Source organism: Haloarcula quadrata, assembly GCF_003634715.1.
In the GTDB taxonomy this organism is placed as follows: domain Archaea; phylum Halobacteriota; class Halobacteria; order Halobacteriales; family Haloarculaceae; genus Haloarcula; species Haloarcula marismortui.
Map to the genome: position 1 here is coordinate 2,742,096 of NZ_RBWW01000001.1, position 23,741 is coordinate 2,765,836.

At 58.8% G+C, this 23,741-nt stretch carries 23 protein-coding genes; 12 read left to right on the forward strand and 11 right to left on the reverse strand.

What is annotated here, in order from left to right:
- Positions 1–93 precede the first annotated feature (93 nt).
- The gene (locus BDK61_RS14170) at positions 94–4,128 is read right to left on the reverse strand and encodes a DNA polymerase domain-containing protein (RefSeq protein ID WP_121303553.1); all 4,035 of its coding nucleotides are present in this window, start codon (positions 4,126–4,128) and stop codon (positions 94–96) included.
- A 107-nt stretch (positions 4,129–4,235) separates the two neighbouring features.
- On the opposite strand from BDK61_RS14170, the gene BDK61_RS14175 reads away from it, so the two are divergent.
- Positions 4,236–4,427 (forward strand): DUF7331 family protein, encoded by a 192-nt coding sequence (locus tag BDK61_RS14175; protein WP_004517169.1) that lies wholly within the window; start codon positions 4,236–4,238, stop codon positions 4,425–4,427.
- A gap of 783 nt (positions 4,428–5,210) precedes the next feature.
- Here BDK61_RS14175 and BDK61_RS14180 read toward each other — a convergent pair.
- From BDK61_RS14180 to BDK61_RS23050, 5 genes are read right to left on the reverse strand one after another with little or no spacing between them, the layout of a single operon-like run.
- On the reverse strand, positions 5,211–5,513 hold the full coding sequence (locus tag BDK61_RS14180; protein ID WP_167467388.1) for a hypothetical protein: 303 nt from the start codon (positions 5,511–5,513) through the stop codon (positions 5,211–5,213).
- Positions 5,503–6,231: a hypothetical protein gene (locus tag BDK61_RS14185; protein WP_148709146.1), complete on the reverse strand. Its 729-nt coding sequence runs from the start codon at positions 6,229–6,231 to the stop codon at positions 5,503–5,505. Before BDK61_RS14185 ends, BDK61_RS14180 begins: the two co-directional genes overlap by 11 nt.
- Positions 6,232–6,273: 42 nt before the next feature.
- Entirely contained in the window at positions 6,274–6,966 is a 693-nt protein-coding gene (locus BDK61_RS14190; protein ID WP_121303556.1) for a hypothetical protein, read from the reverse strand.
- Positions 6,966–7,253 carry a hypothetical protein gene (locus tag BDK61_RS23045; RefSeq protein WP_148709147.1) on the reverse strand — a complete coding sequence of 96 codons (288 nt, stop codon included), beginning with the start codon at positions 7,251–7,253 and terminating at the stop codon, positions 6,966–6,968. Before BDK61_RS23045 ends, BDK61_RS14190 begins: the two co-directional genes overlap by 1 nt.
- Positions 7,246–7,428 (reverse strand): hypothetical protein, encoded by a 183-nt coding sequence (locus tag BDK61_RS23050; RefSeq protein ID WP_148709148.1) that lies wholly within the window; start codon positions 7,426–7,428, stop codon positions 7,246–7,248. Before BDK61_RS23050 ends, BDK61_RS23045 begins: the two co-directional genes overlap by 8 nt.
- Positions 7,429–8,247: 819 nt before the next feature.
- Between BDK61_RS23050 and BDK61_RS23055 the strand changes: the two genes are divergently transcribed.
- Complete coding sequence (locus BDK61_RS23055; protein WP_148709149.1) at positions 8,248–8,964, forward strand: hypothetical protein; 717 nt, start codon at positions 8,248–8,250, stop codon at positions 8,962–8,964.
- Positions 8,965–9,619: 655 nt separating this feature from the next.
- Here BDK61_RS23055 and BDK61_RS14210 read toward each other — a convergent pair.
- Positions 9,620–10,765 (reverse strand): ISH3 family transposase, encoded by a 1,146-nt coding sequence (locus BDK61_RS14210; protein WP_121302812.1) that lies wholly within the window; start codon positions 10,763–10,765, stop codon positions 9,620–9,622.
- 648 nt (positions 10,766–11,413) lie between these two features.
- Entirely contained in the window at positions 11,414–12,436 is a 1,023-nt protein-coding gene (locus tag BDK61_RS14215; protein ID WP_121303559.1) for a tyrosine-type recombinase/integrase, read from the reverse strand.
- On the opposite strand from BDK61_RS14215, the gene BDK61_RS24480 reads away from it, so the two are divergent.
- From BDK61_RS24480 to BDK61_RS14225, 3 genes are read left to right on the forward strand one after another with little or no spacing between them, the layout of a single operon-like run.
- The gene (locus BDK61_RS24480) at positions 12,404–12,538 is read left to right on the forward strand and encodes a DUF7331 family protein (protein WP_449404945.1); all 135 of its coding nucleotides are present in this window, start codon (positions 12,404–12,406) and stop codon (positions 12,536–12,538) included. The genes BDK61_RS14215 and BDK61_RS24480 overlap by 33 nt on opposite strands.
- Positions 12,539–12,578: 40 nt before the next feature.
- On the forward strand, positions 12,579–12,980 hold the full coding sequence (locus BDK61_RS14220) for a DUF7322 domain-containing protein (protein WP_011223875.1): 402 nt from the start codon (positions 12,579–12,581) through the stop codon (positions 12,978–12,980).
- 27 nt (positions 12,981–13,007) lie between these two features.
- Positions 13,008–13,430 carry a DUF7346 family protein gene (locus BDK61_RS14225; RefSeq protein WP_004957946.1) on the forward strand — a complete coding sequence of 141 codons (423 nt, stop codon included), beginning with the start codon at positions 13,008–13,010 and terminating at the stop codon, positions 13,428–13,430.
- A 25-nt stretch (positions 13,431–13,455) separates the two neighbouring features.
- Here the strand turns inward: BDK61_RS14225 and rad50 are convergent, their stop codons facing one another.
- The 3 genes from rad50 to BDK61_RS14240 all read right to left on the reverse strand — a co-directional run bounded on the left by rad50 (position 13,456) and on the right by BDK61_RS14240 (position 17,869).
- A complete protein-coding gene (rad50, locus tag BDK61_RS14230; RefSeq protein ID WP_121303560.1) occupies positions 13,456–16,131 on the reverse strand; it encodes a DNA double-strand break repair ATPase Rad50 in 2,676 nt (891 codons plus the stop codon).
- A 13-nt stretch (positions 16,132–16,144) separates the two neighbouring features.
- Positions 16,145–17,419 carry a DNA double-strand break repair protein Mre11 gene (gene mre11, locus BDK61_RS14235; protein ID WP_121303561.1) on the reverse strand — a complete coding sequence of 425 codons (1,275 nt, stop codon included), beginning with the start codon at positions 17,417–17,419 and terminating at the stop codon, positions 16,145–16,147.
- 84 nt (positions 17,420–17,503) lie between these two features.
- On the reverse strand, positions 17,504–17,869 hold the full coding sequence (locus tag BDK61_RS14240) for a hypothetical protein (RefSeq protein ID WP_004957953.1): 366 nt from the start codon (positions 17,867–17,869) through the stop codon (positions 17,504–17,506).
- A 189-nt stretch (positions 17,870–18,058) separates the two neighbouring features.
- Between BDK61_RS14240 and BDK61_RS24225 the strand changes: the two genes are divergently transcribed.
- From BDK61_RS24225 to BDK61_RS14270, 7 genes are all read left to right on the forward strand, one after another.
- Positions 18,059–18,187 (forward strand): hypothetical protein, encoded by a 129-nt coding sequence (locus BDK61_RS24225; protein WP_004957955.1) that lies wholly within the window; start codon positions 18,059–18,061, stop codon positions 18,185–18,187.
- Between the two features lie 90 nt (positions 18,188–18,277).
- Entirely contained in the window at positions 18,278–18,799 is a 522-nt protein-coding gene (locus tag BDK61_RS14245) for a DUF7310 family coiled-coil domain-containing protein (protein ID WP_004957956.1), read from the forward strand.
- Complete coding sequence (locus tag BDK61_RS14250; protein WP_004957958.1) at positions 18,796–19,269, forward strand: DUF7311 family protein; 474 nt, start codon at positions 18,796–18,798, stop codon at positions 19,267–19,269. Before BDK61_RS14245 ends, BDK61_RS14250 begins: the two co-directional genes overlap by 4 nt.
- On the forward strand, positions 19,262–21,124 hold the full coding sequence (locus tag BDK61_RS14255) for an ATPase, T2SS/T4P/T4SS family (protein ID WP_121303562.1): 1,863 nt from the start codon (positions 19,262–19,264) through the stop codon (positions 21,122–21,124). Before BDK61_RS14250 ends, BDK61_RS14255 begins: the two co-directional genes overlap by 8 nt.
- The gene (locus tag BDK61_RS14260) at positions 21,121–22,866 is read left to right on the forward strand and encodes a type II secretion system F family protein (protein WP_121303563.1); all 1,746 of its coding nucleotides are present in this window, start codon (positions 21,121–21,123) and stop codon (positions 22,864–22,866) included. The genes BDK61_RS14255 and BDK61_RS14260 overlap by 4 nt, the downstream gene beginning before the upstream one ends.
- A 34-nt stretch (positions 22,867–22,900) precedes the next feature.
- Positions 22,901–23,362 carry a DUF7283 family protein gene (locus tag BDK61_RS14265; protein WP_121303564.1) on the forward strand — a complete coding sequence of 154 codons (462 nt, stop codon included), beginning with the start codon at positions 22,901–22,903 and terminating at the stop codon, positions 23,360–23,362.
- A complete protein-coding gene (locus tag BDK61_RS14270) occupies positions 23,343–23,738 on the forward strand; it encodes a DUF7285 family protein (RefSeq protein WP_011223884.1) in 396 nt (131 codons plus the stop codon). Before BDK61_RS14265 ends, BDK61_RS14270 begins: the two co-directional genes overlap by 20 nt.
- Positions 23,739–23,741: the final 3 nt, after the last annotated feature.

The following is a 23,741-nucleotide window of genomic DNA, read 5'->3' on the forward strand; positions in this document are numbered from 1 at the left end:
GTTTCACCCATGAAGCTTTCGCATTGCCGTGAACTCAAATTCAGTATATAGAAATAATATTTCCCACAGCAGTAAGCGCCCGCCTTCTGTTGGTTACATGAAACTCCCGAGTCCTGTTTGTTCCTGCCCGGATTTGACCTCTTCCCAGGAGATGTCCATTGCCTCCAGAATGCGGGCAATCGGCCCTTTCAGCGTCTTATCGAGCATCTTGTCCCAGTCGATCTCGAACTCCTCGGGGATCTGGTCTGCGTACTCGAAACAGATTACGTCAGGGTCCCGCCGGAACTCGCCGTACAGCGGGTCCCGCTGGGGGTCCAGTCCTTCTTCCTCCTCGATACGCTGGAAGAAGTCCGAGTGGACCCGGTCGAGATACAGTCGCTTGGGCTTGGACCCGCTCTGGAAGTTCGTTCCCAGAAGCATGTTGGCGTACTTCGCGCCCCGGACCTGCGCAGTGTCGGTGTCGTAGTTGTCGAGTTTCTTCCCGATGCCACCGGGAATACCTACGTCGTCGTAGTTGACGTTGCCGTCCTGATAGTCCTCGATGACATCGCTGACGTACTGCTTGATGGACTCTGCGTCCTCTCCGCGGACGATGCGGTCGATGACCTCCTTCTGGACCCGCTTCGTGATCGGCGCGATGTCTGACCGCTGGTATTCGAACCCGGTGATATCGATGTCGTCGACGTGCTTGCCCTCTTTCCAGACGATGTTGCCCGCGTAGCGCTTCTTTTTGCCCGCCTGGAAGAACCGGCGGTAGAGCTTCTCGAACTCGATTTCGAAGCGGTGGAACTGGGCGTTAAGCCGCTCCATCGCGAACTCGTCGTAGGAGGCGTTAATCGTCTCCTCCAGTTCGAACCCTTTCTGGATGGTCGTCGCGATGAGTTCGAGCTCGTCGTCGTCCATCTCGGGGTGTTTCTCGCGCATCTGGTCGGTGATTTTGACGTCGCCTTCGACGTCATCTGGACCGACATTGCCAAGTTGTAGCATAACGGAGTCGGTGTCCCCGTAGACGACCTCGTACCCCTCGTTTGCGACGACCTCGTCCGTGTAGTCGATGACCTCCCGACCGGTGGCGGTGACCGCTGCGCCCATTTCCTTGTCGTAGAGACGGAACCGGTCCCACCCCAGAACGCCGTATAACGACTGACCGACGAACTGGAATTTCCCGTTGCGGCCGGCCATGAGCGTGTGGTTGTCCGCAACAGTGACACAGTAGACACCGTCGTCGGCCGTACTCCGTGACCCGCTGCGATGCATCCGGAGCGTGTTCTTGTTGTCTTCCGTGACGTAGATTCGCCAGGAGCCGCTGTCACGGTTGTAGTTCGCAGTCAGTCCGAGATGCGCACAGAGCCGGAGCACGTCGTCGCGGAGTTGGTCACTGGATGTGGTGTACCGCCAAGAGTTCTTCTGTCGGTCTCCGTCACCGGCGATAAGCGTGTCGAGGAAGCGCCGCTTCTGTCGGTGGCTCAGGTCGAAGACGAACTCGGGAATCCGCTTCTCGAAACTGTCCTCGCCGCAGATGTTACAGAGCAGGTCGCCCAGCAGCGCCGACGTGAACTGGTAACTCCGGTCGTCGACGTAGTAGTCGAACCCCAGTCGGTCGAGGAGGTCACCAATTGCTGCGTGGTCGGACTCGCCGCCGTCCGCGATGGCTTGCTGAGCGATTTTGACCGTGGTCGATGCCCCGCGGGTCTTCTCCCCGAACTGTTTCGTCTCGGAGGTGTAGACGTTCCCTTCGGTGATGTACCACGCGAGCAGTTCGAGGAAGTCGTCGCTGTCGAAGGTTCGCGGTATCCACTTCCGGCCCGATTCGGCGTGGATATACGTCCGTTCGGCGACGGATTCGATATACTCGCGGTTGGCCTCGAACTCCTTGGGGCCGAAGACGTACCCTTCCTCGCCGATATCGTTTTTCAACACTGTGTCCGGATAGTGGCCAATCTCGGCGGCGAACGTGTGGCCGTAGACCGACGGCCGGACCCACACCTCGTAGTCGTCGACGTACTCGGTCAGATCCACCGTGTCCAGCGGGTCGCCGTCCGGTCCGTCCCAGTCGTGGGGGAGTTCGTAGTTCGTGGCATCGTCGAGGTCACCAGCTTCGACGAAACTGTACCCGTCTTCAGTGATTCCGTTGGTCTCGTTCTTTCGGACGAGCATCCGGTGGTTCGGCGTCACACGGAAGTCCATCTTGCTCGTCTCTATATCCACGAGGTCGCCGCGGTAGTCCGGATACGACTGTGTCTCGACCACCGGTTTGACCTCCATCTCCTCCGTCTCGGGGTCCAGCGAATACACCTCGTCGCCGATATCAAGGTCGCGAATGTTCTGAACGCCTTCCGGTGTCAGCACGTCGGTATCCGGCGTGAAGCAGTTCATGATAACCTTGACGGCGGCCTGCTGCCTGTCAAAACGCTCGTACTCGGGGTTGTCCGGGTCGAAGCTGTTTCGCTCGGCTTTCTTTTCTTCGCGTTCTGAGAGGAGTTCGTCGACCATCTCCCGGATGACGCCGTCCGGTTCCTTCCGGAAGTGGGTGCCATTAGGTGCGCGGTAGGTGTCGCCGTCGTAGGTCTCCGGGTCGACCTTCGTCTCCGGGCTGGCGTTGGTCGTCACCATACACATCGGGTAGAGCGACTTCAGGTCCAGCACGGTGACGTTCTCACGGACGCCGGTGATAGGGTCGAAAACGGCTCCGCCTTCGTAGTCCTCGCTCTCCTGTTGACCCTTCGACGGCAGTGCGAACTCCCCGTGGAGCTTGTGGAGGACGTACATATCGACGGCGTCGCCGGGCGTCGTCGCGTCCTCCAGTTTGCACCCGACGAAGGTGCGGACCTCGTCCCAGAAGTCGATGATGTCCTGCTCGCGGTCGAGTTCGACACAGAGCTCCACGTCCCGGAGGTTGTACTCCAGCAACTGCTCGGGGTCCTGCTCCCAGAGGTCACCGATGTCGCCAGTGTAGCGTTCCTTGCCAACGCCGAGTTCCTGCTCGCCGACGGCGTCAAGCCGGTAGGATTCGAGTTCAGTGAACTGCGTTCGCTTGTAGGCATAGAGGAGGTCGAAGACGACACGGCCTTTGATATCGGGGCCACCCCAGCCCGAACGCCAGACCTCGTCGACCCGCGAGAGTCGGTCGATCTGGAGATCGAAGTCGTGGTTGTAACTCTGGAGTTCCTCCAGACGGTCAAGGAAGTACGGCGCGTCGAAGTCGTCGAAATTCCAGCCAGTCAGCACGTCTGGGTCGGTGTCGACGATGTAGTCGACGAACGCCTCCAGCATGGCCTCCTCCTCGTCGAAGACGCGCACGTCGGCCTCGAACTCTTCTCGAATCGGGTCGTAGCCGGCCAGCGCCTCGGGGCCGTCGATGCCGTCGGGGGACTCGTACAGCCAGACAACGTACTCGTCGCGGTAGGAGTCGTGGGAAGTGAGACAAATGATCGGTTCCTCGCCGTCCTCGGGGAACCCCTGTCTGTCGTCGACCTCGATGTCGAAGGTGTTGACCCGCGGGTCAGCGTGAGCTTCAACCGGCGTTATTTCCTCGTGATGGACCTTCAGACTCCCGTCGTCGAGTTCGCGGGCGGGGACGCGAACACCACTCGTGATGTCCTTGTCGATGAGCAGGCGGTTGGGAAAGAGGATGTCCGCCTCGTAGTGGTCGAAGTCGTCACGGATCTGTCCCACATCGCGTGGCGTCTGGCCGAATATCTTCGTCAGACGCTCGCCGCGAATCGATTCGTAGGGGTCGCCGTCCGCGTCGGCTTCTTCCCAGCCGGCGATGCTGTCGTACTGGCGGAGTCCGTCCTCGGTGACGCTGTCAGTCGGTGCGTAGAAGTAGGGCTGGAAGTCGAAGACTCGCGCGTGGACCGACTCATTGTCGTCAGTGCGCCCGAAAACGTGGACGACCGGTGACTCATCATCGCCCTGCCCCTCGATGGTGTAGTCGACCTGCGTGACGACGAACTCGACGGTCTCCTCGACCGGCGGGAACTGGCGCTCGTCGAGGTCGACGACGCTCGTGTCACCGTCGTCGCTCCCACCGTTGCCCGCGATGGCCGCCGCTTCGTCGGCGACCGGGCGATCCTCATCCGCATCTTGCTCGAAGTCCCCCAGCGTGCCCTGGGTCCCGTCACTCATTCTTGGCCTTGTTTCGAGATGCCGCATAAAAACACCGGCGGTCGACGGGGTATTGCCACAGGCAGAAAGTATATGCCATCGAGTAACATACCCAAGTTTGACGGCCAATGTCGCACCACGCATCCCCCCACGGCGAGGCGGATAGGTCCGAAGAACTGCGGTCGGAGCCGGCGCTCCCGGACGCCATCCAGACGACCGAGACCTACGAGACCGAGGAGGGGACAGTGTTTTACGATGCAGAGAACCCTCTCGCGTGGCTACAGACTGATACGGCACTCACCTTACAGGAGATTGCATAAGCCCGTTTTCAGGGGTTACGCAACTTGCCGCTTTGTATAGCCCCACGCAGTAGGGTATGCTCTTGCCTGCTGGCGGTTCGAGTGTATAGTAGGTGCCAATACACCTAGTTCTTTCGACCGTTCAAGGCCACAAATCCGATTAGACGCGTCGCACGCGGGATAAGACGCCAATTCCTAAATGAGTGTATCGCTCTACCCTATGGAGAGAGATACGGAACAGCAATATTTGCCGCCTTTCTACAGTCGTTCTCATCTTATGGGGGTGAGTGGTTCAATGTCGGTGTGATTTCAGCACAGCGCGGGAGAGCCAAGGGGGACAACACTGCTGTTACCCCTACCTAAGCTCTTAGGTCGTGGGTACGCACGGTGTGAACCGTGCAACCTACCCGTCGTAATTAGGTTGGGAAGGTAACATCTTTTTTATCGGGGAGCGGGGTGCATGAATGTCCACTCTGCATCAGTTCGCTATCACAGATGTAACGGAATCTTTGATTCCTTACGGCGCATATATAGCAAAATCAACAATATGATTTAAACTTAATTTTTTCTATCAGATAGAAAATAATCCAATATACTGGCCTTTTAAGTCCCTTTTTATACCATGCGCTCAGAAACAGTAGTGAAGCGGTGGGATTCCGTTTCAACTTCAATTAGCTTGCTGCTACCTGTGGAAGTTTGAAGTGTTGTCCATGTGGCGGGGTTAGTCACCCGCCTGCTGCTGTCTGTTTCTCGTCGTGGCTACTATTTTCGGCCACGACCTATCACTATCGCTGATAGATTCGTCTACATAAAATCAGATAACCCGTTTTGATTCTCAAAATCATCTAACCGCTTTTGTTCCTTATCAATAATCTTCGAGTAACTACTCTCTTTCCTCTCTATAGACACATCAAGCTCCTTCGCAGCATGCCGAACAGATTGGCGGCTTATATTAAATAACTGACCTATTTCAGCTAAGCTAAGATGTAATTCGTTATGTAGGCAATCTAATACTCTTGCATCCCACCACGGCTTTTGTTTCTCAGATAGGAGTCTGGAAACTTCTTCATTATCGACGGAAATATCGTAGGGATATTCAGTCATCATAGAACACCCCCATCGCTGATTGAACAGTAAAATCGCAGTCTTCAACGTAGGATTGAACGTCGCTCCTACCTTTCAGCCGTCGCTGAAACAGTTTAGGTAGCGTCTCAGCGTCTTCGAGTAGGTTTAAGGCGGTATTTGTTTCTGCATCGCTTAAACTGCCCTCAAACACATCTGCGACGGCGCTATCTACATCAGAACGTCGCACTTTCTCAGCGATGTGCCTATCATTGGCGACGACGATAGCCCCAATAGCGACCTTCTCCAGACTGTGGCCCGTAGCGTCTACAGCAGAGGCTAAGGTTCTCGCCTCGTTTATTGTAGCTGAAGGTACCTCGAATTTAGCACCGATACGCTCGACTGTTTCCAACTTATCTTGATGCGCTCTACGCCCCGTCGTATCAGATGGATTAGAAATCTGAGACTCAAGCCCATCACCGTCTTCATACGATGGATTGGCCCCTTCATTCAACATCCACAACCTTCGCCACTTTTCTTGTTTCTGCTGTGGAATATCGCCACGGTCGAATCTGCTGCCGTGAGATGCATCGCCGTCGTAGTCCCTTTGACCGCTATACTCACTAATTTCGTAGGCATCTCGCTCTCGCACTACGGTTTTAGGGTTATGTGATGTATCGCCTATCTCTCGGCTAAGATTATCGCTACTATTCCACTGGATATCGCTGCTGCTGTTACCTGTTGCTGCTGTCTGTGTAGTCATATTGATAATTATTGCTGCCGTCTGTTTCAGTTTGCTAACTATTCAGAAATCGGATGTGCTAACTGTTAGCCCATCTGTGCCCGAAGTCTCAGATTCCGATAGACTCGCCCCACCCAATCGAATATCGTCGCGCTCACCGTCGTCACCGTCACCGATGAGAAGTCCGACCATTTCCAGTTCTGTGCGAATATCTGTATTATCCACCGTCCAACGTGGTTTCTCTGCCCCCCGCCCGTGATTCCGTTCGGATTCCAGAAACTCCCGCATCTCGGCAATAGAGTAACCGCAATCTACGTAGAGATATTCGAGTAGACGGGCGTCTCTATAGATAGGGGTACGGAACTGTTCCGTATCCACGACCGTGCCATCAGGTAGCTCTAATTCGCTCTCAGATGGCTGTGCATCGTCTTCAACTGGTTCTATGCGGTCTACATCATGCAATTCAAGCGCCTTACTCACAACCGTTACATCGGCTCTCAGTTCATCAGAGATATCACGGACGCTCCCGATAAGCGGGTGTTCTGCGAGAGTTTCCAGAACCCCGCTGGCGTCTGGTGAGAGAATATCATCACCGCTCGGATATTCGTCGTATTTTTTATCGAGTATCGGTGAACCATTACCGAAGCCAACAGCGGGATAATCTCGTTCAAATGCTGCATCACATTCATCGGGCCTATCTTCAGCCGTACTACCATCTCGCTCTTGTGCTTCTTCGAGTTGTTCGCTATCCAACATTACTCGCCACCCCCGTAGGCCGACCGCGGTACCGCATACCACAGCGTCTCATCGGCCACATCAGTACCGAGAATTTCAGAATCTCCCTCTACCTCTGTATGACCTACATCATTGCTCAGAACGACGTATTCGGACTTTTTGCCACGGCCAACAACACTGATTTTAAAGGTGCCATCTCCTCGCTGACCTCCATCATAATGGCCGCAGTCCTTCCGTCCGATTTCACTTGGTAGCTCTATGGTCGTCCCAGCGGAGGGGGTGAAAACGATGCTAAAAACCTCAGTCATTGTACATTTCCCTCCGCTCATCACGGTAATCAGCAAATTCGTCGGGAATATGGGTGAATTCACCGTCGTTTGGCTCTGGGTAGTGTTCTTTACACCAGTATAGCCCATTTTTATCAGGAAATGGTGGGAGTACAATTCTACATCCGCATTCGCCGCAAGTCTCATCAACCACCATTAAAAGCCAACCTCCGAATCGTCTTCAGATTCTTCAATCAGTTTTAGCGCGCCTTTTCGTGCAACAAATCCAAGAGGCACAGGGACATCGAAGCAAGACTTGGCTTCGCGCAGAAGTTCTTTATCTCGACTGTTCACTCGAATTCTATCAGTTCGCTTATCTGTAGTCATTGTTGAAAATATTTGAAGTGAAACATAGCGTCCCACTTCGCCTCGTTTAATACGTACTGACGGATAAATCTCAAAGGTAGAGACGGTCTACTACCAATATCCGTTTTTAGATATTTGCGTAACGCTGAGTGTTACAATCACTCTCAGAAGCCACAGAATACGCTGTGTGCAATCTTATTCAGTTGCGAGTAGTATCCATTGGAATAGAATACCGACCGCTTGAGAAGCCGTGTAGACGGTTACAGCTACTGCTACCGCTGCGGGAGAGCCAAAGACCGCTCCCCAACTGCTGCTGCAACACACAACAGTGGTGGTGGGAAGTGTGCGCAATATACGTTTATATAGTATCCGCACAGATAAATTAGTAAGAAGGGCGGTGGTGGTGACTACTGTTGCTAAGTGGCTGTGCGGTGACTTAGTGCGGTTCTAAAGGGAGTTTTTGTGGATTCACCAGCGTGCCAGCAGTACTATGCTCGTTCTGTAGATGAGCATGATAATAAGCCACACGCTGATAAATACATATGATTCAACTCGAAATATTGTGCCCACCAATTGCGTGGGACATAGATGGAATCGGTCAGATGGGTAGGCATAGAACTGAAAAGATGAATTTATCCCCTAAAAGGGTGGAAATATAGTGGTAATTTGTATGGATACATTCGAAACAGCCAAAGATACGTCGACGTGTCCAAAATGCGGTAACAAGTATAAACGGTTAGGTACACATTTTAGTTACTCTCCATCGCACCGACCTACTCTCTCTAAGCTACAGCAGGGAATTATAGAATTTTTGATACTGCGTGGAGTCACAATATCTGATAGAACATCTCACCCCTCTATAATGGTATTAAGTGCTGATAGAGAGCTTTTACAGGCATATTCCGACCTACTCGGCTGGCTGAGCAATCCCGTGCGATTATATCAAGATTCTGATACTGTGGCTGATGGATTAAACGACCGTCTCGGTGGCGATGTTACTGCTGAAGATTGCAACGACGTATATGCCCTTTCTACGATTCCACATCCTGAATTTGAGAATTATACGGGGGGTAGCACGTCCGTGGAATCCCTCAGCAACGACTGTTTGAAGGCCACAATCATAACTGCCAGTACTTTTATAGGTGACTTGTTTGGTAGCCTACAAATCGACCTGCGGGGCTGGGACGTAGATAGCGATAGATTCGCTGATATGCTGGCTGAGATAGGGTACGATACAATTTCCTACGACGGTGACGGCTATGCATCTGATAACCACACGCACCGCTACCATTATTCAGACGATGTGTTGGTTTTAGAACACTACGATGCGATGAATCTGCTGGATGAAATAGACCTATCTCTCGAAACTGTAGCCGAACCGATATAATTAGCGTGGATATTATCCACACTCATCTACAAAAGAGTGTGTGTGGTATGTTGGCACGCTGGTGAAACCACAGCAAACCGCCCTTTAGAACACGGTTTTAGTAACCGCCTCAGCCAGCAAGAAACGTGAGTAGTCCGCCCCACCGCGGTGGGATAGGGTGTATGTAGGTATACATTCTACAGCTACCTAAATGCAACGGCTACAGCACCAACACTAATCTGAATCGTAGAGTATTCAATCAGCATGAGTATTACCAACGCTCATCTACAGCAGGAGCGTAGAACTGTTGGCACGCTGATGTAATCTACAAAAACTCCCTTCAGAACACAGCCTTAGCCACCGCACAGCAATTCAACAACATTAGTCACTGCCACCGCACTCCCTCTATGTATGTATCTGTGCAGATACTACTTAAGTAATATAGAAGCACTACCACCCCACCACCACCGCTGAATCGCAATCGTACAGAATCAGTCGATCACATCGACAGCCGCGTAACCCCGTTTGATTACGGTGAACTAAACCGAACTAGCTGTGGAGCATCTTCGAACCGCTGGTGAGCATGATTTTCGGGATGGACCGTCGCTGTCGGCGGCGGACTGCCGCCGACGCGACAGTGTCACCACTGACGACCGCCGTCCGGCCCGATGGACAGCTACCGGAAGAACCGGCCGTCAAGTGGTTGATTCGCTGGAACAGACCTGCGGACACCAAGTGCTGTCCAAGCTGCGCGAAGCGTCATTTCGCAAAACTCCGTGAACGACCACTGCAAGAGGCGGCGCCCCCCACGGCGGGGCGCCGCCACGTACCTCCAGTGGAGATATCGCCAGCTGTTCTGAAGCAGTAGGCTCACTACAAACATTACCAACCGTAGTCCAGCATCCTGAGAACTAGTGAAAGCGAGGCTCTGCTTGGCTAATCGGTAGCTTGATTCGATGCCGAAGCGCTTGCTGTAGTGATCTCGTGCATCTCGTGGCGTGTCGATAAAGGGCGCGTCAGCGGCGTAGCCGTGACGCGCCACCCCGTGTTCGTCGTACCGTCCCTGCTGGTACACGCAGTCGATGAACACAGGGAACTCCACCTCGCCAGCGAGATCGTGTTCGATCTCGCGGCTCCAGCCTTTGCTGAGTTTGTTTTGAATCGTCTCACCCCACTTGACGATCGGCATCACATAGGCGTAATTGTGCGCGTACAGCAGCTTGAGACAGGTGCTGTTGTAGAAACCTCGATCAAGGTAGACGGCCTTGACGCCGAGGTCAAGGCCGTCAAGGAGTTCAAGAAACTCACCGAGGACATCGCTGGTGGTTTCGCCAGCAACGAGCTGGCGAACCGCCAGCGTGTATCGCTTGTTGCGTACGCGCACGTAGAGCGTTGCATAGGCGTGAAACGTCGTTGTTCCACGCTTGGCCTGTGAGGAGTACAGAGCCTCGGTTTCGTCCTCATCACCGTAGTAGGGATCGAGGTGGAGGTCTGCGCAGACCTCCACCGGTCGATCTGGAAGTGTCTCAAGCGTATCTCGTTGAAGCAGCGTGTCTCCAACCGATTCAACCGAATCCAGTTCAAACTGATCGGTGAGATGTCCACGGACGGTATTAGCGTGTGGTGAGTCGTCAGTCGTTTCGCAGACGTGATTGATCGAGGTCCCGCCGGCGCTGGCGCCGGCGAGGACCTCATAGAGCGTCTCTGCCGTGACCTTGACATTCTCGCCGAGATCTAATGAAAGTTCCTCGTCAAGACTATTGACGACAAAATTAAGCAGGTGCTCTTCTTCTATCTCGCTGTCTGCTTGGGTGGCTTCCACACTCTTCCCAAGTAGACGCTTCCTCTAACCCGATGTGATCGACTGAGAATTGGAGTGCGGTAGTTGGGGCGGTTCTCTGGCCTCCCGCAGCGGTAGCGGTTGTACGGCTTATACATTTGCACTCTTTAGGGCGAAGCCATATTCGGCTTCGTCTATCGCTGAGTGCGATAGCACGAAACCTATAGTTCGGATAACTCCGAACAACCCCGTGGAGTACTGTTTGTACCCCATAGACTGTGGGGGTTGGAGTGGTGCAAACGGGTTGCACGGCCCTACAGCAATACCCGAACGTCGCTACTGGTGGTATGTTCGTGGTAGCAGGTTGCTACGTACAATATTCCGTCTCTGTACGTTACATCTGTGATAGGAACGTTCTACAGCAAATATAGGGGTATAGAAACACCCCATTCAGCCACTCACTGAGAATAGCCCGCAAGACGAGTCTTGCATGGCCATGTAGGAGATGTTTTCCTACAGGCCACAATTCAGATTAGACGCGTTGTGTGTGTGCGCACGAAAGTGGGGTGCGGAGTGGGGCGGTAGTTGGGGGAAGAGGCGGTTCTTTGGCTCTCCCCAGCGGTGCTGTTGTGCGGATAACTCCGCACCATTGAGTCCCGACTCTACGACTCGGGACGAAGTGTGGTGCGTCTACACGCCGTCTAAGTATTCACGCCTTTGTTCCGCCTTCTCGTCTTCAGTACGACGGTCGTAGTGTTGTTCCAGCACATCAGTCGAGACGTTCATTCTATCTGAGACGACTTTCTCAGGCACGTCTTTGCGGAGGAAGTGCGTGATAGCACCACGTCGAATAGGATGCCCGCTTACACTTGATGGGCAGTCACTCGCATTAGACATTGATTGGGCAGCCGCACACTCGTTTTTATCACGACCATGGGGGCATCTATTTCCGTATATGCACGGTCGAGTAATTGCCTGAAACCACCGCCGTAGTGTTTTCACTGGTGCCCGACCGTTTTCAGTAGCGAATAATGGCACTCTCTCGTAGTCGTCTTCAATATCCATACGCTTGTGATTGATGTAGTCTTCTAACACCTCGGCTACATCTTCTGAGAGCGCACAGTACCGTTCCGCTTTCTCACCATTCTTTAGCGGGGTATCACTATCGGGCCGATGTCGAATCCGTAGGCGGTTCTGGGCGGGTTCCACGTCGTCTACATCCAAGGCGACTAACGTACCCGTTCGAATCCCTGTATGCCATGTGAGCGCCAATAGGGCGTGTTCTCTTGATGCATAGGCGAACCGTTCCAGATAGTCTAATGCTGCTTCTGCATGGTCGGCTTCAAGCGTCTCTGTTCGAGCCTCCGTATCTCGGTTCGGAATTTCTACCCGCTCAGGTACAGACGGACTCACTGCGTCTATCGTCGTACAGAACTGTAAGAACCGCCGAACCGAGCTAACCCGCTGCGCAAGTGTTGATTGTGCTATATCACCTTTAATGTTCAAGCGGAATCTATGAACGGTGCGGGCAGAGATATTCCGCATATCGTCTATATCTTCTTCAGCCAACCACTCAACAAATTCATTGAGATGGAACTGTTGTAGTTCTTTAGTCGCTGTAGCCCATTCGTCTACCTTGCTTTCGAGATACAGTCGTAGTGCCTCTACGGGGGTGATAGCTTGCAGGTCGGTCGGATTGGTGTTTGCTTTCATCGTTGGTCCGAACCACCAGCAAGCGGTCGCATCTACGATGCAGAGAACCCTCTCGCGTGGCTACAGACTGATACGGCACTCACCTTACAGGAGATCGCCTGACAGGAAGTACTTTTAGCGTCCACACGTCGTAGCTAGTGTGATGGATATTCCCGGCGAGGACGACCCCAACGAGAGCGGCGGCGTCCTCTCCGAAAAGAGCGAGTACGAGCCCGAGGAGTTCGACCCGGAGAGTCTCGGGCCGGACGTGCCATCGCCGTCGGACGGCGCTTACGACGGTGACGCCACGGGACTGTTCGTCAAACTCGTCATCGTCTTCAACGTTGCGCTGCTGGCGCTCTCGCTCGGACCGATGCTGGCCTACTTCGAGGGACAGGTCGACCTCGGGGTCCGGATCTTCCTCGTCGGCGTCATCGCTTTCGGCTACGGAACGTTTCGGTACGTCCAGTTCGAACGGGAGCGCAAATCGGACGACGAGGACGAACCAACCGAAACAACAGATACCCAGCCAGACGGCGCGGAGGCAAGCGACCACAACGGCTAACCGGCCCGGTCGGCTACAAACAGCCATATGCGTACTGTGCGGGACGACGACGGCACGCGATACTTATTGCTGAAGGAGTCCACCGAGTCGAGTCTGGTCCGTGACCCCGAAACCGGCGAACAGCAACACCTCCCAAACGCTGATCTCGAACCCGTTGATGGCGAATCGCCGCTTGCCACGGCCGCTGAGGGCGTTCCTGACGCCGCCCGCCAAGTCATTACAGCAGCTCACGATGAGCGTGCGCTGGGCCTGCTCGTCGAACTCGACGACCGCGGGCCGCTCTCCGTGGCGGAGCTGCTTTCCGCCTACGACCTCTGTGAGAGCGACCTGCACGGCCTGCTGGCCGAGTTTCGTGCCGCCGGCCTGCTCGCCGAGGCGACGGTCCACGGCCAGCGAGGCTACGACACGACCGAAACGGCCAGCGATGGACTGGCACATCTCCGCGACTGAGGCCAGTTCAGCGTCGTGACTGCGGTCAGGCCAGTTCCGCGACCGTCGCTTCGACCCGTTCGACCCGCGAGCGATTGGTCGTGGCGTCTTTCTCGACGCGGACGAGGTCGTCCGCCGCACCGACCAGTTCCTCGTCGTGACTGACCACGAGAATCTGCTCAACGCCGACCTCATCGCGCATGTACTCAACGAGGTCAAGGAGTTGCGTGACGTGGCCTGAATCGAGGAACACTGTCGGTTCGTCGAGGATGAGCGGCGGCATCGGCGCGGCCCCTTCGATGCCTTCGGCGAGTAGTCGGTAGATGGCACACCGCAGGCTGAGGTTGAATAGCGCCCGTTCGCCGCCGGAGAGCTGTTCGGGCTCCAGCGGCTCGCCGTCCTTCTGGTACACCGTCAGCTGATACTGCCCGTCGAGTTCGATGTGGGAGTACGAGTCGTTCTGGTACACCAGGTCGAACGTCTGGTTGAGCATCCGTTCGAGTGTCTCGACGTTGCGCTGGCGCAGCTCTGCCCGGAGCGTCCCGTACATCTCCTGTAGCTCCTCGGTTTCCTCGTATAGCGTTTCGAGTCTCTCCAGTGTCGCTTCGAGGTCTTCGCGCCGGTCTCGCAGCGACTCCAGTTCCTCGATTTCGTTCGTGACGCCACCGATAGCGTTCTGGAGTTCGTCGCGTTTCTCGCGTTTCTCCGTCAGTGCCTCCGCTGCCTGTTCGATGTACTTTTTCGCCCGCTGCTTCTCGCTTCGAGCCGCTTCGATGCGGTCCTCGTCGAACGACTCAGCCAGATCCTGCTTGCGCTCGCGCTTCTCCGCGAGCTGGTCGCGGCGCTGGTCGTTCAGTTCGGCCTGCTGACTGCGCTTCTCTCGCAGGCGTTCGATGTCGTCGTCGCAGTCATCGATCTTCGCAAGCAGGTCTTCGACCCGCTCTAGGTTCTCTATCGATTGTTTGACCTGCTGGCGCTCCTGATTACACTCGGCGACGACCGAGCGACAGTCCTCGGCCTGCTCGCGGGCTTCGGCGGCTTTCTCGCGTTTCGTCTCAGCCTCGGACTCATGTGCTGTTGCTTCTTCGCGGAGCGTCTGGATGCGCTCCTGGTCCGCATCCAGCCCCGCTTCTTTCTCTTCGACGAGCTGGACGATGTTCGAACGGTTGTTCTCAAGCGTCGATAGCTCGTCCGCTGTCTCGACCAGTTCCGTCGCGGTCTCGTGCTCAGACTTCAGGTCCGAGACATCCTCACGAGCGTCCGCGAGCAACTCCTCTAGCTCGGCAATCCGATCACGGTCGTCCTCAATAGAGTCGACGTGCGGTGACTCGGCCACGTCCTGCCCGCACTCGGGGCACTTGCCGGCCTCCAGCAGCGCCTCGGCTTCCGCGAGCGACTCGCGCTCGCTCTCCAGTTTCGTCTCCAGTTCGGTCACCTGCTGTCGGGTGTTATCGAGGTCACTGGCGACGGATTCTTTGTACGACTGCGACCCGTCACGGTCGGTCGGCGCGTTCTCGAACCTGGCTTCGAGATCGGCGATCTGGTCGTCGATGTCGCTGATCTGCTCCCGGCGCTCGGCGATAGTCTCCCGCGCAGCTTCGATGTCTGTTTCCAGTTCGGCGGCTTCTTCACGCTTGTCCTCGGCCCGGGATTCGAGGTCGGCAGCGCTCTCGGCCAGCGCGTCGGCGGTGCTGCTGTGATCCTTCGCATCGACCCGCTGGTCCTCGATGCGGCTCTGCAGTTCGTCATCGCGGGACTGCAGTTCGTCAAGCCGCGCATCGACGGTTTCGGGGTCCGGCTCCGAACTGTCGAGGTCGGTTTCGGCCACTGTTTCCGAGAGGTCCTCTCGCAACGACTCGCGCTGGTCCTGTAGGTCGCTGACCTGCTCTTTGAGCTCGGTTCGTTCCGTCTCCGTCTCGGTGATAGTCGCTTCCAGATCCTCGATGTCGGCTTCGAGGGTCGACAGTTCGTCGCGTTTCTCTTCGTACTCTTCGAGGACGGACTCGGCCTGCGTGAGCGTCTCCTCGGCGGTGGCCTTCTGGTCCTCAATGTGTTCGATCTCGTCTTGCAGCTCTGATTCCTTCGTTTCGAGGCCGTTCAGGCGCTCGTGGAGGTCCTTTTCTTCTTTCTCCTGAATCTGCTCGTCGAGTTGTGAGAGTGCCCCCTGCTTGTCGTCGCGTACCCGACCGACGCCGACGCGGGCGTCGCTGGCCCGCTCGCGGTACGCCTCCAGTTTCCCCAGTTGCAGGAGGTCGTCGAGCATATCCTGACGGTCGCCGGGGGAGGCGTTGATGAGCTTGTTCACCTCGCCCTGACGGACGTAGGCGCAGTTGACGAACGCCTCGCTGTCCATCCGCAAGAGTTCGGTAATGCGTCGGCGCACGTCGCGCGCCCCCTCATAGTTTCCTTCAGGTGTCTCCAGCACACACTTCGCCGTCGTCGGTTGTGCTCCGGTCGCGCGGACCCGGCGCGTGAGATGATAGTCGCCACCGGCGTGGGAGAACCACAGTTCGACGGTACAGTCGTCGGCTCCGATGGTAACCACGTCGCCGAGATTCTCATCCAGTGCCTTCGAGCCGTACAGCGCGAAGAAGCAGGCTTCAAGCAAAGATGATTTCCCGCTCCCGTTGAGTCCGTGGATGACGGTCACGCCGTTGTCAAGTCGCAGGTCGGCATCGTCGTAACACTTGAAATTGGATAGCTTGACGCGCTGGAATTTCATTGTTGACCCTCCATTACAGGAACTCCTCGACGCTCGCCTGGCCGTCGTCATCGGCCCCGTCTACCGGTGCCTTGTCGTCGGCCTCGTTCACTGCCGCTCCGTCGTCGGTGTCGTCCTCAGCCGTGTCTGTGTTCGCTTCCGCATCGGCCGTCCCGCCGCTCGCAGCCGCATCCGTGTCGGCTTCAAGCGCATCCGAATCCTCACTGAGCAGCTCACGAACGTGCCGTTCGACCTCGTCTTTGACGTTCGCGTCAGCGACCTTCGAGGCCCGGATCGTCTCGTCGATGTCGTGGGCGGCCTCGCTCAGTCCGAGGTCGCGGACACGTTCGGTGACGGCGTCGTCCGGGTCGGCGAAGCTGATATCGGTTTCTCGCTCCTCGGCCGTGATTTCCCGGTGGTCAGTGACGCGAGCCACGAGCGCCCCCCGATCGAGCGCGAACGATTCGACGCTGGCCGGGGTGACCGGGTCGCCGTCGCCGCTGATAGAGACGATGACGACGGCATCCTCCAGGTCGTGCTGGCCGACGCGGCTCCGGACACGCTCGACACCTTCCTTGGGCCCGAGGTCTACGTCGACAAAGACGAACTCGCGAGTGTCGAGACCGCGACGGGTGATACGGACCTCGTCGTCGAAGGTGACGATGTTGTAGCCGCGGTCCGCGCGCTCGCTTGCACTCGCGCGCTCGGTCGACCCGCAGTAGGTGACCCAGGCGTCCTCGACCTGCTGTTTACCGGGGTCGTGGTTGTCGCCGAGCAACATCGCGTCGAATTCGACCGACGACTCGGTCAGAATTTCTTCGGCATCCCAGTCGCCGTAGTCGAAGGGCTGGAACAGGCCGTGAGTGACCAGCGCAGCGCTGTCGGCATCGTGGGGGCCGAAGTCGTAGTCGAGGTCGTCGCGTTGCGAGCGCGGGACGAAGTCGAGGCCGTAGAAGGCAGTATCGCCGATGACGGTCGGTTCGTCGTCGAGTCGCGTCGCCAGGCCGAGTGACTCGTACAGGTCGAGCCACTGGGCGTCCCGCTTGGCTTCGTGGTTACCCACGACAGCAAGGAATGGAATACCGGCTTCAGAGAGTTCTTCGAGAACGGTCAGCGTACCCATGATGTCAGTCAGGGCCGGGCGGCGGTCGTGGAACAGGTCACCGGCGTGGACGACGGCGTCAGCGTCGTCCGCGATAGCGTCCCGGACCACCTGCCGGAACGCATCGAGGAAGTCGTCCCGTCGGTCGGGGACGTTGTACTGCTGATACCCGACGTGAGTATCGCCGGTGTGTATCACCCGAGTCATTTGCCCACTCGTAAGCCAGCGCCACCTAAAGGGGTATCGTGAGCGGAGTGAAAGTGGTTGACTGTGCTGTGTTCGATCCGCTGGCTACGACCCATCACTGGGTCCCGCCGCAGCGTCCCGGTACCGCCGGAACGCTCGCAAAGCCGCCCGTCCCTCGTCTGCCAACCCGCTCACCTCGTGTTCGGCCTGCGCGACGGCCGCTTCGAGTTGACCGACGCCGAGCGTCTCGACGAAGGCGACCGCTTCGTCTAGATCGTCGGTTGCCCGAGTCGCTCGCTCAATGACCGTCCGGTAGTCAGCGTTACCGCCCGTCTCGTGGGCTCCTATCCGACCTGTGCTACTATCGTCCTCTCGGTCAGCCGCTCGGATCGACTTGTCCCCGTCGTCGCTGTCACCATTTCCATCAGCGAGCGCCGAGAGTGCCGCTTTCACCTGGTCGCTATCGGCCATAGGACGGCGTGGGCACGGCATCCAACATAAACGTTCGCTGGCTCCGGGTCAGGTACTGGCGCGTTCGAGACCACAACTCAGTCGAACCGAGTAAAAACGCATACAGTTTAGTAATCTGATTGGTTTGATACAGCTACCGACCCAGCGCCGGTGCTAGTTGAGGAAAAGCCACTATCGGATTTCACCACCATGCCACTGCGCAAATTCCGCTCCGACGAGGAAGCGCTCTCGTCAGTCACAGTCGTCGCGTTGCTTATCCTTGCAACCCTGCTCATCTCCGTCGTCCTCGCGCTGTTCATCCTCGGCATGAGCGGGTGAGGCGGAAGAGTACCGTCAGTCAGTGGCCGACGCGTTTCCCGTAGTGCCCTGTCCGAGCGTTCAAATACTAGTACGGGACCAGCGCCGGGCATGACAGATATCGAAACGCTGGCGGAGCGGCTCCGTACGGTCGAACGCGCGGTCACGGACGGAACGACGGAGTTCCCGGAGGTAACGGAACTCGCAGAACTGGAGAACCGCATGGACACCGTCGAGGGGCGTCTCGCCGACATCGACGAGCGGACGGCGGAACTCGAAGCAGCCACGCAGGCCCTCCGCGGGTACGTGGGGAACATCCGTTCGGTCAACGAAGATGTCGAACAGCGCGCTGACGCGGCGCTGGCGGCGACCGACCGACTGGAGGTCCGACTCGACGAGGAACTGGCATCGCCGTCGGTATCTGACCCGGCGGCGGGGACCGACCAGCGACGGACGGGGAGCACACAGGCCCTTTCGAGTTCGCCGGCCGACGACCACACAGAGACGAGCGCCACAACTGGCCTCACGGCGGAGGCACAGACTGATTTCTCTGCCATCACTGACGGCGGCGACTCGGACGAAAGTGAGGACTTGGACGCGGGCGTTATCGGACGTATCCGTGCGCTGCTGTGATATACCGGCTGGTCCTCGCTGTCGCGGTCATGACAGCACTTATCGGTGCAACAGCGCCGGCACTGTCGACGGCCCGAGCGGACGCAGCCAGCGGTACGATGGAGCGACAACTGGACGAACTAGGAGCCGAATTGACGATGCTGGTCGAGACTGACGACGCGACGCCGAACGGCGACGCCCGACGCGCGGTGGAGTTACGACTCCCCGCACGTACCTACACGAACGCCGGTGTCAGGCGGCTGCAGTTCACAGAGCGGGCCGGTGTCGGCGTCGCGACCTGGACAGTTGAGTCCCGGAAACAGACCGAACAGCTGGTCGGCATCCCGATCCGAACGACAGCGGGGACCGACCGGCTAGAAGAACCCGGCACACATCAGCTGGTGTTCGTGCTGACGCGGTCGGATGGCCAGCGAGTGGTAATGGTCCATCGGTTTAAGTCCGAAGCCGCGGCGAGGAGTGGCCATGCGTGAGTGGCTCTTTGGATCATCGACAGCGCCCGAGTGTCGTTGTGAAACGGCTATCGAGGGCGGGCGGCTGGTGATGACAGCGGGCGAGTGTCCGGGCGGTGGCGACCTCGCCGCGTCGGCTGACTGCCGGGCGACAGTCATCGGTTCGCTCTCTTCGGCTAGTGTCGATACCGTCGTTACGGAGCAAGCCGGACAGGAACGGATGTACAGCGACCGGGCGGCGGCGGTGCTCACCGCGGCTGGCCGGTTTGCAACCAGAGTTGCCTCGCTGGACGACCGCCTCGCAGACCGCGCTCGCCGGGACCCCGTCGCTGCCGCCGCGGAGGCAGTCGGCCGAGCGGGACCGGTCGCTGACCTGGCAGCGGAGACCGGGTTGGCGGTCGCCACAGAAAGCTTCGACACCAGCGAACAGGCACTCACTGCCTACACTGGGCCAACGGTTAGCGACGCCCGTGTCGGTGCAGCGCCGCCGGCCGATGCGACTCTCCGGGACCAGCAAACGCTCCCGACAGAGGCCGTCGTTCGGAGATACAACACGGGCGGTGACCAACTATCGATGTATCATATCGAGCCCCGCGAACAGCGGTTCGACGCGGACACGATGGAGACGCTTGTCAGGGCGTACGAGCGAGTCGCGACCGCTGCCGCCGACGGCGGCTGTCACCCGTACAGTGCAGCGAACGCGGTTGCCGTCGAGCCATCGTCGGCAACCGTTGTCGGGGCAGTACTGGAGAAACACACGGGCGGGCTCGGGATTCTCGAAGATATTTTCGCCGATCAGCGGGTGTCAGACGTGTTCGCGACTGCCCCGGTGAGCGACACCCGGCTCCAAGTGCGCTGTGACGGTGAAACCATGCGAACGAATATCCGCCTGACGCCGTCGGGCGCGAACACACTGGCGTCGACGTTCAGACGGTCGAGCGGCCGGGCATTCTCGCGAGCGAATCCGACGCTCGATGCGACAGCAACGGTGGCTGACCGGCAGATTCGCGTCGCCGGTGTGAGCGAACCGGTCAGTAACGGCCTTGCCTTCGCCTTTCGCGCCCACGACAGCGACGTATGGCGGCTGGCCGACTTCGTCGACAACGGGACGATGCCAGCCGCCGTCGCTGGATTGCTCTCTGTCGTCGCGGAGCGGGGCGGGGCTTGCCTCGTCGCCGGCCCTCGCGGCGCGGGCAAGACGACGACACTCGGGGCGTTGCTCTGGGAGCTTCCCCACGAGGTCCGGACCATCCTGATCGAAGACACGCCCGAACTTCCGGCGGCGTCACTGCAGTCCGACGGACGGGACGTGCAGGCACTTCGGACCGCCAGCGGGGACGGCCCGTCAGTCAATGCGACAGAGGCCCTGCGGACCGCGCTCCGACTCGGCGAAGGCGCGCTCGCCGTTGGGGAGGTCCGCGGTGAGGAGGCCAGCGTTCTCTACGAGGCGATGCGTGTCGGTGGCGGCGACGGGGCCGTCCTCGGAACGATTCACGGCAACGGCCCCGACGCCGTTCAGGAACGACTGGTGTCGGACCTCGGTGTCCCTGTCCAGTCGTTTGCCGTGACGGACCTCGTCGTGACGCTGGCTCCGCCCACGTCGGAACACGGCCGCGGTATCGCTTCTATCGCGGAAATCGTCTCTCACAGTGACGATGTCACTTTTGAGATGCTCTACGAGCGTAACGGGTCGACAGCAACAGCAACTGGTCGTCTGGAGCGGGGTAACAGCCGTCTGGTGGAGTCACTCGCCGCGCCCGGTGAGTCCTACGCAGAGGTCCTCGACGCTATCGAGACGCGAACCGAACAATTCGAGGAGTCGGTGGCTGTCAAGACGCGTGGGAACGAACCACACACAGACGAGGTCCAGCCGTGAGCCACGCCAGCGGTTCAGACGACGCCCATGATGACGCGAACACGGCATCAGCCACACGGCTCACAACCGCGCTCGTTGCGGCCTGCCCGGGCACTGTTGAGGTGCCAGATGACTACCGACGAGCGTATCAGTTGCTCTCGGTTTCGGCTCCGCCTGAGACACTGCTGACGGCGAGCTACGCCGTTGCGGTGTGTGGCTCCCTGCTCGCATTGCTCGTCGCTGTGGCGGTGACCGGACCGCTGGCGACGACTGTCAGTCTCGGGTTCCTCGCCCTGTCCCTGGGTGTCGGAGCGCTGGGACGGTACGGTGTCCCCTTTGCCGCGGAGGCGAAGCGCATCCGAACGCTGGGGGCCGCACCGTCGCTCGTCACGACCTTAGTGCTCGGCGCGACGCTGTGGCCCAGCGCTGAGCGGGCGGCGGCGTTCGCTGGACGGACCGGAGACAGCCTGCTTGCCAGACGGCTGCACTACCACCGACAGCGAGCCGCAGGTACGCCACAGAGTGGTCTGGGAACGTTCGCGGCGTCATGGAGCGACCGGTTCCCGGCGCTGGAACGTTCGGTCGGGCTGGTCGAAAACGCGACAGCGGCTCCAGCCAAGGAGCGGCCCGAAGTGCTCGAACGCGCACGACGATGCATCCTTGATGGGACGCGCGATGAGATGGCGGCCTTTGCGGCCTCACTCCGTGGTCCGGCGACTGGCCTGTACGCGTTTGGTGTTCTCTTGCCGCTGGCGATGGCGTCACTGTTGCCCGCCGCCGCTGCCGCGGGTGTGCCTGTGACCGCCCCCGTGCTGGTCGGGACCTACGGCGTTATTTTGCCCGCCGCGCTGCTGGTCGCTTGCTGCTGGCTCCTGGGACAGCGACCAGTCGCGTTCCCGCCGGCGACAATCCCGCGGAGCCATCCGGACGTGCCGGCATCGGTGCTCCCGTCAATCGCGGGCGGCATCGTCGCCGGAATCGGGGGATGGCTCCTTGCCGGCGCGCTCGTCGCTGCGTGGGCGTCTCCCATCGGGGCACTCGGGGCCGGCGTCGGGAGCGCGCTCGTCAGCTACTACCGACCCGTCGCCGAGGTCCGTGATCGAATTACCGACATCGAAGCGGGCCTCCCGAACGCGCTGTCGGCTGTCGGTCGACGGCTGGACCGCGGCCAGTCGGTCGAAGCCGCGCTCGTCGAGGCTGTCGACGAGACTTCAAAACCGACCAGCGCCGTCATCGAAGCCGCCGTCGCGCGTCAGGAGCGTCTCGGCACCAGCGTCGAGGGGGCGTTTCTGGGTCCCGGCGGCGCGCTCGCTGATGTTCCGAGCCATCGGGCTCGTCGGGTGGCGACGCTGCTGGATACAGCCGCAGCAATCGGGCCACCAGCGGGAGCGTCCGTGACGACGATGGGTGAGCATCTGGACGCACTCCGGACCATCGAGCGTGAGACGCGCCGCGACCTTTCGCAGATTACCGAGACGCTGTCGAACACCGCCGCGTTGTTCGGGCCACTGGTCGGCGGCGCGACCGTCGCGCTGGCTGGGTCGATGGGCGGCGGCGAGCAGTTCGCCATCGTTCCGAGTGCGTTGCTGGGCCCGGTTATCGGCTGGTACGTGCTCGTTTTGGCTGTTTTGTTGACGGCGCTATCGACGGGCCTGCATCGGGGTCTCGACCGCGCGCTCGTTGGCTACCGAACCGGCCTGGCGCTCCTGTCGGCCACGGCCACTTTCTTCGTCGCCGTCGTCGCCACCGGGCTGCTGGTCTGAGTGTTTAAATCGGAGAACGCGGCCAAGCCGTTCCATGTTCGAGACGCACGTCGATACGCTGTACCTCTGGGTCGGGTTGGGAACAGTGAGCGTGGCCGTTCTTGGGGTCGTCGCCAGCCTGCCGACGACCGCACCGCCGGACGCGACGGCGGCGGCCGCAACTATCGATGAAGTCACGACTAGCCCGCCCGGGTCCGTCACACATCGACGACTCATCGCTACGGAGTGGGCGTTCGACGGCCGTGAAGTCCGTCTTCGCAACGACGGCGGGACAGCCACCGCGCGACTGATTCAAACGGCTGTCCCAGCGCGAACCGACCGGCTACAGGCTGTGGTGAACGGGGGGCGGCCACAGGCGGTGTACGATTCGCCCGACGCTTTCCGTCGGGACACCCGCCGGGCTCGGACTAAGCACGACGGGTGGCGACCAGCTCCAGACCGGCTGACCATCAGGCACGTCGCCTGGGGAGGGACCGATGTCACCATCGTCGGATAGCGGGACGACCGAACCTGTCGCCGTGCTCGTTGCCGTTTTCGCCGTCACGCTTGGCGTATCGCTGTATGCCGGCGTGCTGGACGATGCGTTCGGAACGTTGGACGACGACCGCAACATCGCCACGCCGACCGCGGATGCTGTGGAACAACGGCTCTCATCGGCCGGTGTCGTTCGGCCCAAAGGGCTCGACAACGCGCTCGATGCGGTGCCAGCGAACTACCACGGGAACGCGACCATCACGGCGATGACCGGCGAGCGATGGAGTGGTGGCCGGGAGCCACCGACCAGCGCCGACACCGAAACCAGAACAGTGAGCGTACAAGTCGGGCCGGGGACAGTCCGTCGTGGAACGCTCACCGTGCGAGTGTGGCGATGACCC